Source organism: Streptomyces sp. NPDC060194 (assembly GCF_042728285.1).
In the GTDB taxonomy this organism is placed as follows: Bacteria; Actinomycetota; Actinomycetes; order Streptomycetales; family Streptomycetaceae; genus Streptomyces.
Window position 1 is genome coordinate 108,701 of the sequence record NZ_JBHWZH010000001.1, and the last position, 10,678, is coordinate 119,378.

8 protein-coding genes are annotated in these 10,678 nt (G+C 73.2%); 6 read left to right on the forward strand and 2 right to left on the reverse strand.

Going from position 1 to position 10,678, the window contains the following annotated elements; translation table 11 throughout:
* Positions 1-112: 112 nt before the first annotated feature.
* On the forward strand, positions 113-2,944 hold the full coding sequence (locus ACFWEG_RS00520) for a serine/threonine-protein kinase (RefSeq protein WP_387207519.1): 2,832 nt from the start codon (positions 113-115) through the stop codon (positions 2,942-2,944).
* 10 nt (positions 2,945-2,954) lie between these two features.
* Positions 2,955-3,386 (forward strand): FHA domain-containing protein, encoded by a 432-nt coding sequence (locus tag ACFWEG_RS00525; RefSeq protein ID WP_387207521.1) that lies wholly within the window; start codon positions 2,955-2,957, stop codon positions 3,384-3,386.
* A gap of 43 nt (positions 3,387-3,429) precedes the next feature.
* Here ACFWEG_RS00525 and ACFWEG_RS00530 read toward each other — a convergent pair whose 3' ends face one another.
* Together ACFWEG_RS00530 and ACFWEG_RS00535 are read right to left on the reverse strand one after the other, a co-directional pair.
* Positions 3,430-4,773 carry a serine/threonine-protein kinase gene (locus ACFWEG_RS00530; RefSeq protein ID WP_387207523.1) on the reverse strand — a complete coding sequence of 448 codons (1,344 nt, stop codon included), beginning with the start codon at positions 4,771-4,773 and terminating at the stop codon, positions 3,430-3,432.
* Between the two features lie 20 nt (positions 4,774-4,793).
* On the reverse strand, positions 4,794-5,978 hold the full coding sequence (locus tag ACFWEG_RS00535; protein WP_387207525.1) for an FHA domain-containing protein: 1,185 nt from the start codon (positions 5,976-5,978) through the stop codon (positions 4,794-4,796).
* A 273-nt stretch (positions 5,979-6,251) separates the two neighbouring features.
* Here ACFWEG_RS00535 and rpsL point away from each other — a divergent pair, with 273 nt between their 5' ends.
* The 4 genes from rpsL to tuf all read left to right on the forward strand — a co-directional run bounded on the left by rpsL (position 6,252) and on the right by tuf (position 10,607).
* Positions 6,252-6,623, forward strand: a complete 372-nt coding sequence (gene rpsL, locus ACFWEG_RS00540; protein ID WP_003948652.1) for a 30S ribosomal protein S12 — start codon at positions 6,252-6,254, stop codon at positions 6,621-6,623.
* Positions 6,624-6,625: 2 nt separating this feature from the next.
* Positions 6,626-7,096, forward strand: a complete 471-nt coding sequence (rpsG, locus tag ACFWEG_RS00545) for a 30S ribosomal protein S7 (RefSeq protein ID WP_387207527.1) — start codon at positions 6,626-6,628, stop codon at positions 7,094-7,096.
* Positions 7,097-7,133: 37 nt separating this feature from the next.
* Positions 7,134-9,263 carry an elongation factor G gene (gene fusA / locus ACFWEG_RS00550; protein WP_387207529.1) on the forward strand — a complete coding sequence of 710 codons (2,130 nt, stop codon included), beginning with the start codon at positions 7,134-7,136 and terminating at the stop codon, positions 9,261-9,263.
* A gap of 150 nt (positions 9,264-9,413) precedes the next feature.
* Positions 9,414-10,607, forward strand: a complete 1,194-nt coding sequence (gene tuf / locus ACFWEG_RS00555) for an elongation factor Tu (RefSeq protein ID WP_387207531.1) — start codon at positions 9,414-9,416, stop codon at positions 10,605-10,607.
* The last annotated feature ends 71 nt before the right edge of the window (positions 10,608-10,678 follow it).

Sequence of the window (10,678 nt, forward strand, 5' to 3'; positions counted from 1 at the left end):
CGTTCGAACGGGTGGTCACCCCTTGTGGGTGGCCGCCCGTTCGGCGTTTCATGGGGAGCCCGGGGGACGTGGGGACGCGAGGGGGCGGTGGTATGCGGCGGGGTGAGGGCTGATGTCGCTGCCGTCGCCGCTGGACGCGGACTACACGCTCCTGCGGCCGCTGCCGGCGGCCGGCGGGCAGGCCGACCTCTACGAGGTGCGCGACCGGGCGGGTCGCGCGCGGGTCGTGAAGGTCTACCGCTTCGGGACGCGTGCCGACCGGCAGGTGTGGGACCGGCTGAGGTACCTCGACCACCCGGCGCTGATGCGGATCCTGGACAAGGGCGGGCTGCCGGACGGGCGCGACTACGAGGTCATGCCGTTCATGTCCGGGGGCACCGGCGAGGACCGCTCGCGGATGGCTCCCGACGATCTCGCGGGCCTGCTGCGGCGGCTGGCCAGCGGGATCAACCAGCTCCACCTCTCCGAGATCGTCCACCGGGACATCAAGCCCGCGAACCTGCTCTTCGCCGACCGCACGGGTTCGGACGCGGTCCTCGCCGACTACGGCATCAGCCGGGTCCTGGACGCCGGCGCGCACACCCGCTGGATGACGCACGGCTACGCGCCGCCGGAGGCGTACGACGGCGGGCGGGCGACGCCGGCGTACGACTGGTGGGCGCTCGGCATGACCGTCCTGCGGCTCGCCACCGGGCGCGGACCCTTCGAGGGGCTGCCCGACGGGCGGGTCATCGACCTCGTCCGGTCGGCGGACGTGCCGCTCGACGGCCTCGACCCGGGCCTCGCGCCGCTGGTGCGGGGGCTGCTCTCGCGGGACCCCGCGGCCCGGTGGGACCGGGAGCGGGTGGTGGACTGGCTGGACGGGGCGGGGGGCGGCGGGCGTCCGACGCGGAAGGAGCGGGCGACCGCGGCGGACGGGCCGCGGGCGGGCGGACCGGAACTCGTCCTGCGCGGGCGTACCTACCGCACGCGCGAGGGGCTGGCCGCGGGGATCAGGGAGCTGCCCGTGGTCCTCGCGTCCGAGGTGTTCCGGGCGGACGGCGCGCTCACCGCCTCCGGGCGACGCCTCTGCCGCTGGCTGCGTGAGCTGGACGCACGGGACGCGCAGGACGCCGTGGTGCGCGACCGGCTCGCCGACCGGGTGCTGCCGCTGGGCTCCGGCGGTCCGGCCGAACTGAACGAGCTGCTGCGGTGGCTGGATCAGGACGGGCCACCGGTGGCGGCCGGCGGACCGCTGGACGTCGAGCGGCTGGTCCGGCTCTGCGTGGAGGCGGCGACGGAGCCGGGCGGGGCGGCCTTCGAGACGGTCCGGGAGTGGTACGACGCCCGCACGCTCAACCAGTTCGCCGGGTTCGCACCGCTGAGCGGGCTCGGCGGCGTCCGTACGGCCTGGGGCGAGCGGGTGGGCCGGTGGACCCGGCAGGTGTGGGCGAGCAGGGCGCCGCAGGAGCTGCTGCCGGCCAAGGGGCGGTCGGGTGCGCTGCCGTTGCTGCTGCTGAGCGTGCTGCCGTACCCCGAGGCGGGCGATGCGCTGGCGGCGCACGCCCGGGCCGTGCCCTGGCCGCACTCGGCCTCGCCGGACTGGTACGGGTCGATGGTGAACGGGCTCGGCGGCCGGGACGCGCCGGAGGGCCTGGTCGTGCGGGCGGCGGCCGGCCCGTCGGCGACGGCGGAGCGGGGGCGGAAGGAGGCGCAGGCCCGCGAGCGCGCGGAGCGGGCCGAGCGGGCCCGGCGGGCGGAGGAGGAGATCCGCGACCGGGCCAGGGACGCCGAGCGGGCGGAGGCGCGGCGGCAGGCGGCGGAGCGGGAGGCGACGGCCGAGCGGGCGAGGGCCGCCGCGGCCGAGAAGGCGCGGGCGGCGTCGGAGGAGCGGGCACGGGACGGGGCGGCGGGGGAGTTCGCCTTCGCCGGGACCGCGCACCGGACGACCGCCGAGCTGGCCGCGACGGTGCGGAAGCACGCGAAGGAGGCGGTCGCGGAGCTGCTGCCCGGCGCGCCGGGGACCCGGCCGCCGGCGATGTGGCGTCGGCTGCGCGCGTGGACGGAGCGGCTCCCGCGCCTCACCGCGGCCCAGCACGCCGACCGGCCGCTCGTCTTCGGCACCCTGCTGACCGACGCCTCCGCCCCGGAGGTGAAGCTGCTGCGGCTGCTCCACTGGCTCGACCCGGCCGGGGCGGCCGTGGTGAAGGGACGGCACATCACGACGGCGGGTCTGGTGACGAGCTGCACGCAGGTGCTCAGCGGCAAGGCCGGAAAGGGCAGTGCCGCCCGGCAGACCGTCGGCGCCGTCCTGCAGGACGGCGTGCTGTCCGCGTTGGGCGACTTCCCCGCCCTGCGGACGCTCAGGGGCGCCGAGCAGCGCGTGGCGAAGGTGCGGGAGGCGCGGGCGCTCGCCGTGGGCGAGCTGGCGTTCGCGCCGGGCACCGTCGCCGACGCGGAGTTCCGTGCCGCCGCGCTGCTCTTCGCCCTCGACGACGAAGCGGCGCGGGCGGCCCTGGCGCGGGAGGCGTGGCGGGTGCCGGCACGCGGGGGTCCGGCGGCCGAGGCGTTCGAGCGGCTCGTACGGCGGTCGGGACCGCACGGCCTCGTGATCCGCGCCGCGTACGCCGCGAAGGTGCCGGACGCGGGGACGGCGGCCGCGAGCGGGACCGCCGCGGCGGGGAAGCCCGCGGCGGGGAAGGCGGGTCCGGCGCAGCCGGTGCCGAAGGAGGCGGCCGCCGCGAAGCAGCCCGCGCAGGGCAAGCCCGCCGCGCAGCAGCCCGCCGTGAAGAAGCCCGCCGGACCGCCGGAGCACCCCCCGGCGCGGCAGGTGGCGCGGGTGCCGCGGCCGAGCGTGCCCCCGCGCCCGCGGCACGCTCCGCCGCCGCCCGAGCCCGCGCCCGAGTCCGAGTCCGTGCTGCGGCGTGCGCTGGCGCGGTGGCGCGACTACCTGAACGACGTGTAGGAGGCGGGCCGTGGGGGAGCGGGGGCCGCGCTGCGCGTGCGGCGAGGTGGCGGCGGCGGACGGCCAGTTGGTCTGCCGCGCCTGCTACACGCCGTACGCGCTGCTGGCGCCGGAACGGCGCCGGGGCGTACGGCTGGAGTTCGACGGCGGGTGCGTCGAGATCGCCGCGGGGGAGCAGGTCGTGCTCGGCCGCGCGGGCGGCGGCGACCCGCGGCTGGGCTTCCTCGCCGACGAGACCCGCTACGACCACCTCTCCCGCGCGCACGCCACCGTACGGGTGGACGACGAGGGGCGGGCGTGGGTGCGGGACGAGCACTCCACCAACCGCACCTACCTGCACGATCGCGAGCTGGCCCCGGGCGAGTGGCTGCCCCTGCGGGTCGGCGACCCCCTGCGGCTCGCGTCCGACGTCCGGGTCCGCATACGGGGCCTGGAGCCGTAGGCAGCGTCCCGCCGCGACCTCCGCCGCAGACGGCCCGCCGCGTTCAGCGGCCGTCGCCGGCGGGGGCGGCGGGATCGTCCGGGCGAAGGCGTCGTGCCCCGAGGTCGAGCCGCCCGACGGCCGCCGCCAGCGGGTGCTGCGCGCCCAGCCGGGCGGGGACCCGCTCGCGCAGCCGGGCCAGCCGGCCGGCCGCCGCCCCCGTCCGGCCGAGCGCGTGCAGGGCGCGCACCCGGCCCAACTGGGCGGCGTACAGGGCCGGGTGGTGGTGCTCGGCCGCCGCGTCCAGCCGGGTGGTCACCGTCCGGAACCCGTCGTCGGCCGCGGCCGGCCGGCCGGCGCGCAGCAGCGCCTCGGCGGCCTCCAGGGCGCGCCACAGCTCCTCGGCCGGGGGCGGCCCGGCCCGGTCGCCGTCGCCGACGTCCGTCGCGGCGGCCAGCGCGTCGGCCTCGCCCCACCGCCCGTGCGCGCCCGGCAGGTCTTCCGCGGCCCGGGCGGGCCCGGGACGCGGGTCCGGCGGCCGGTCCGCGGGTTCGGTGGGCGTGTACGGGCGGTGGCGGCCGACCGCCGCGTCCAGGCGGTCCAGCTCGGTGCGCAGCCGCAGCTGGACGGAACGGGCGCTCGGCCGGTCCGCCGGGGCCTTCGCCAGCATCGCCGCCAGCAGGACGGCCACCGCCTCCGGGGCGTCCGGCCGGTAGTCGGTGACCGGGCGGGGCACGGCCTCGCGGGCCAGGGCGAGCGACTCCTCCGGCAGCGCCGCGTGGAAGGGCGAGCCGCCCGCGAGCAGCGCGTAGAGGGTCGCGCCGAGCGAGAAGACGTCGGACGGCGGGCCCACCGCCAGGCCGACGGTCGCCTGCTCCGGCGAGGCGAACCCGGGCGTGCAGTGGCTCGCCCGGTACGGGACGGTCAGCGGCGCCGCGTCCGGCATCCACCCGTTGGCGAGCCCGAAGTCGCAGAGCAGCGCCGTGCCGTCGCGGGCGATCAGCACGTTGCCCGGCTTGACGTCCCGGTGCGCGATGCCCCGCTCGTGCGCGGCGGCGAGGCCGTCGGCGAGCTGCGCGCCCACCTGCAGGACGCGGCGCACCGGAAGGCGGGCCGTCCGCTCCAGGAGCGCGGCCAGGCTCTCGCCCTCCACCAGGTCGAGGACCGCGTACGGGACGCCCCCCTGCTCACCGCCGTCGTGCACGGCGACGACGTGCGGATGGCGCAGCGCGGCCAGCGTGCGCAGCTCGCGCCGGAACCGCTCCAGCGCCTCCCCGCCGCGCGCCGCGGCGGCCTTCACCGCCACCTCGCGCCGCAGGCGGGTGTCGTACGCGGCGAACACCGTCCCCTGCGCCCCCGCCCCGAGCCGGCGCCGCAGGGCGTACCGCCCGTCGAGCAGCTCGCCCACGCGGAAGGGCGCCGGCGGGCTCAACGGCGGCCGCGCCCGCGGCGGCCCCGGCGGGGCGCGGGGGTCGGCGGGCGGATCATCGTCGGGGCGAGGTCGCCGGGGCCCGGCAGCGGCGGCGGGCCGTCGGGCGCGGACTCCGCCGGCTCGACGAAGGTGAACATCCGGCCGCTGAGGTGGAGTTCGACGCCGTCGTGCAGCTGGACGCGCTCGCCCCGGCGCAGGGTCCACTCGCGGCCGTGCCGCAGCTCCACGGGCTCGCCGCCGGGGCGGTGCACGACGCACCCGTTGTGGCTGCCGTCCCGCACCCGCACCACTCCGTCGCGCACGCTCACCGTGACGTGGCGGCGGCTGACACGGCGCCGCCCGGTCTCGTCGAGCCACGGCCAGAGGTCGATCCCGGAGTCCTCGCCGGTGGCCCGGCCGACCACGCGGGGCGCGCCCGCCGCCACCGTGAAGCGCCTGCGGACCACCCCGCCGACGCTCGCCTTGAGCTGGGCGCGCCGGGGCGCGGGGCCGACGTCCGCCAGGACCGTCCGGTGCTCGGTGCAGCGGATCGCGCCGCCGCGGTAGCGGGGGAGGGGCTGAGCGGCCGGGGCGTCCGGGCCGAACAGCCGGCAGCCCGGCTCCGGGCAGCGCCAGAGCCGGGCGAGCGCCTCCCGCCGCACCCCGCCGCCGCGGCGGTCGTACAGCCCGGCCGCCTTGAGCTCGGACTCCTCCCGCTTGCGTGAGATCTGCCACCGCTCGGGCACCGGCATGACGCGCGGCACCACGCCGACCGCGCCGCCCGGGCCGGGCACCGGCAGCAGGAACGTGTCGCGGTCGCCCGCGACCCAGGGGAAGGCGTCGTGGTGGTCGAGGAAGTGGTCACCGGAGACGACCGGCATGTCCAGGGCGTGCGCCAGTTCGAGGATGCGGGCGTCGGGTGAGCCGAGCACCTCGACCAGGCCGCGCTCCTCCCACCCGGCGAGCAGGGCGCGCTCCGCCCGTGTCAGGTCCGGGTCGGTCAGCAGCGAGCGGTCGGCCATGGCGTACACCTGCGTCGACGGGTCGCGGGCGAGGTCCGCGAGGGCCGCGCAGAGCAGGGTCAGCCGGTGCAGATGGGCCGGTCTGCCGTCGGTGAGCGACCGCTCCCGCACGACGTTCGCCACGTCCACCACGAAGTCCGCCCCGGACGCGTCCAGCGAGAGGTGCTCCCCCGTGTCCATACCGGCACTGTAGGGACGGGGGAGGCCCTCGTGGCCCCTTTGCATTTGTTTTGACCTGGCCCGGTGAGGTAGGTACGCTCAGACCTTGTGCCTGGGGTGTGCCTGGGCTCGTGTGCGTGTCCTCAACCGCACGGCGAGTCAGATACCGGCCACCGCGATCCGCGCCTCTCCCGCCCTCGTGGCGGAGGTCGGCGTGATCCGACACACCCGACCGCGTGGGTCGGCGATGTTCCAGGTTAGTTTCACCGACGGCACACAGAAACCGGAGACGTAGTGCCTACGATTCAGCAGCTGGTCCGGAAGGGCCGGCAGGACAAGGTCGAGAAGAACAAGACGCCCGCGCTCGAGGGTTCGCCCCAGCGCCGCGGCGTCTGCACGCGTGTGTTCACGACCACCCCGAAGAAGCCGAACTCGGCCCTCCGTAAGGTCGCGCGTGTGCGTCTGACCTCGGGCATCGAGGTCACGGCCTACATCCCGGGTGAGGGCCACAACCTGCAGGAGCACTCCATCGTGCTCGTGCGCGGCGGCCGTGTGAAGGACCTGCCGGGTGTTCGCTACAAGATCATCCGCGGTTCCCTCGACACGCAGGGCGTCAAGAACCGTAAGCAGGCTCGCAGCCGCTACGGCGCCAAGAAGGAGAAGTAAGAATGCCTCGTAAGGGCCCCGCCCCGAAGCGCCCGGTCATCATCGACCCGGTCTACCAGTCTCCTCTTGTGACGTCGCTGATCAACAAGATCCTGCTCGACGGCAAGCGCTCCACCGCCGAGCGCATCGTGTACGGCGCCATGGAGGGCCTGCGCGAGAAGACCGGCAACGACCCGGTCATCACGCTCAAGCGCGCGCTGGAGAACATCAAGCCGACCCTCGAGGTCAAGTCCCGCCGCGTCGGTGGCGCCACCTACCAGGTGCCGATCGAGGTCAAGCCGGGCCGCGCGTCCACCCTCGCCCTGCGCTGGCTGGTCGGGTACTCCCGCGCCCGTCGCGAGAAGACCATGACCGAGCGCCTCATGAACGAGCTCCTCGACGCCTCCAACGGCCTCGGCGCAGCCGTCAAGAAGCGTGAGGACACGCACAAGATGGCCGAGTCCAACAAGGCCTTCGCGCACTACCGCTGGTAGTCACCACCCCCATCGAACCGAGAGAAGACTGAGCCTCATGGCCACCACTTCGCTTGACCTGGCCAAGGTCCGCAACATCGGGATCATGGCCCACATCGACGCGGGCAAGACGACCACCACCGAGCGGATCCTCTTCTACACCGGCGTGAGCTACAAGATCGGTGAGGTCCACGATGGCGCTGCCACCATGGACTGGATGGAGCAGGAGCAGGAGCGCGGCATCACGATCACGTCTGCCGCGACGACCTGTCACTGGCCGCTCGAGAATGTCGATCACACGATCAACATCATCGACACCCCCGGTCACGTGGACTTCACGGTCGAGGTGGAGCGTTCGCTCCGCGTCCTCGACGGTGCCGTCACCGTGTTCGACGGTGTCGCCGGCGTCGAGCCCCAGTCCGAGACCGTCTGGCGTCAGGCGGACCGCTACGGCGTGCCGCGTATCTGCTTCGTCAACAAGCTCGACCGTACGGGCGCCGAGTTCCACCGCTGCGTCGACATGATCTCCGACCGCCTCGGCGCGGTCCCGATCGTCATGCAGCTGCCCATCGGCGCCGAGGCCGACTTCCAGGGCGTCGTCGACCTCGTGTCGATGAAGGCCTTCGTGTGGTCCGCCGAGGCCGCCAAGGGCGAGGCGTACGACATCGTCGACATCCCCGACACGCACGTCGAGGCTGCCGACGAGTGGCGCGGCAAGCTCCTGGAGACCGTCTCCGAGCACGACGACGAGATGATGGAGCTGTACCTGGAGGGCCAGGAGCCCACCCAGGAGCAGCTGCACACCGCCATCCGCCGGATCACGCTCGCCTCCAAGGGCGGCGCCGGCTCGGTCACCGTCACCCCGGTGTTCTGCGGCACCGCGTTCAAGAACAAGGGCGTCCAGCCCTTGCTCGACGCGGTCGTGCGCTACCTGCCGTCCCCCCTGGACGTCGAGGCCATCGAGGGCCACGACGTCAAGGACGCGGAGACGGTCATCAAGCGCAAGCCGTCGGACGACGAGCCGTTCTCCGGTCTCGCCTTCAAGATCGCGAGCGACCCGCACCTCGGCAAGCTCACCTTCGTCCGGATCTACTCCGGTCGCCTGGAGGCCGGCACCGCGGTGCTGAACTCCGTCAAGGGCAAGAAGGAGCGCATCGGCAAGATCTACCGGATGCACGCCAACAAGCGCGAGGAGATCCCCTCGGTGGGCGCCGGCGACATCGTCGCCGTCATGGGTCTGAAGCAGACCACCACCGGTGAGACCCTCTGCGACGAGAAGGCCCCGGTCATCCTGGAGTCCATGGACTTCCCGGCGCCGGTCATCCAGGTCGCGATCGAGCCGAAGTCCAAGGGCGACCAGGAGAAGCTGGGTGTCGCCATCCAGCGGCTCTCGGAGGAGGACCCCTCCTTCCAGGTTCACTCGGACGAGGAGACCGGCCAGACCATCATCGGTGGTATGGGTGAGCTCCACCTCGAGGTGCTCGTCGACCGCATGAAGCGCGAGTTCCGCGTCGAGGCGAACGTCGGCAAGCCGCAGGTCGCGTACCGCGAGACGATCCGCAAGACCGTCGAGCGCATCGACTACACCCACAAGAAGCAGACCGGTGGTACCGGTCAGTTCGCGAAGGTGCAGATCGCGATCGAGCCCATCGAGGGCGGCGACGCGTCGTACGAGTTCGTCAACAAGGTCACCGGTGGCCGCATCCCCCGGGAGTACATCCCGTCGGTGGACGCGGGTGCGCAGGAGGCCATGCAGTTCGGCATCCTGGCCGGCTACGAGATGGTCGGCGTCCGCGTCACCCTTCTCGACGGCGGCTACCACGAGGTCGACTCCTCCGAGCTCGCCTTCAAGATCGCCGGTTCGCAGGCGTTCAAGGAGGGTGCCCGCAAGGCCTCTCCCGTGCTCCTCGAGCCGATGATGGCCGTCGAGGTCACCACGCCCGAGGACTACATGGGCGACGTGATCGGCGACCTCAACTCCCGCCGTGGCCAGATCCAGGCCATGGAGGAGCGCAGCGGCGCCCGCGTCGTGAAGGGCCTCGTGCCGCTCTCGGAGATGTTCGGCTACGTCGGAGACCTCCGCAGCAAGACCTCGGGTCGCGCAAGCTACTCGATGCAGTTCGACTCCTACGCCGAGGTTCCGCGGAACGTCGCCGAGGAGATCATCGCGAAGGCCAAGGGCGAGTAACTCACCCGAGCTCACGCTTTAGGCTTGACCCGGAGCCACCGGGGCATTCGGCACCGACCGTGCCGAATGCCCCCGGCCCCGGCACCCCAGCAAAGATCACCCTGGCGCCGATGAAGCAAGGCGTACAGAACCACTCCGCAGGAGGATTCAGTGGCGAAGGCAAAGTTCGAGCGGACTAAGCCGCACGTCAACATCGGCACCATCGGTCACATCGACCACGGTAAGACGACCCTCACGGCCGCCATTACCAAGGTGCTGCACGACGCGTACCCCGACCTGAACGAGGCCTCGGCCTTCGACCAGATCGACAAGGCTCCCGAGGAGCGCCAGCGCGGTATCACCATCTCCATCGCGCACGTCGAGTACCAGACGGAGTCGCGTCACTACGCGCACGTCGACTGCCCGGGTCACGCGGACTACATCAAGAACATGATCACCGGTGCCGCGCAGATGGACGGCGCCATCCTCGTGGTCGCCGCCACCGACGGCCCGATGCCGCAGACCAAGGAGCACGTGCTCCTGGCCCGCCAGGTCGGCGTCCCGTACATCGTCGTCGCCCTGAACAAGGCCGACATGGTGGACGACGAGGAGATCCTGGAGCTCGTCGAGCTCGAGGTGCGTGAGCTCCTCTCCGAGTACGAGTTCCCGGGCGACGACCTGCCGGTCGTCAAGGTCTCGGCGCTCAAGGCGCTCGAGGGCGACAAGGAGTGGGGCCAGTCGGTCCTGAACCTGATGGCCGCCGTCGACGAGTCGATCCCGCAGCCCGAGCGCGACGTCGACAAGCCGTTCCTGATGCCGATCGAGGACGTCTTCACGATCACCGGTCGTGGCACCGTCGTCACCGGCCGCATCGAGCGTGGTGTCCTCAAGGTCAACGAGACCGTCGACATCGTCGGTATCAAGCAGGAGAAGACCACCACCACGGTCACCGGCATCGAGATGTTCCGCAAGCTGCTCGACGAGGGCCAGGCCGGTGAGAACGTCGGTCTGCTCCTCCGCGGCATCAAGCGCGAGGACGTCGAGCGCGGCCAGGTCATCATCAAGCCGGGCTCGGTCACGCCGCACACCAACTTCGAGGCCCAGGCCTACATCCTGTCGAAGGACGAGGGTGGCCGTCACACCCCCTTCTTCAACAACTACCGCCCGCAGTTCTACTTCCGTACCACGGACGTGACCGGCGTCGTGACCCTCCCCGAGGGCACCGAGATGGTCATGCCGGGCGACAACACCACCATGTCCGTCGAGCTGATCCAGCCCGTCGCCATGGAGGAGGGCCTGAAGTTCGCCATCCGTGAGGGTGGTCGTACGGTGGGCGCCGGCCAGGTCGTCAAGATCAGCAAGTAATCGCTGCTCGCGACACCCGGCAGCTCCCCGGAGCAGCCTTCACCAGGGGCCCCGCGCCCCGTCCTCACGGA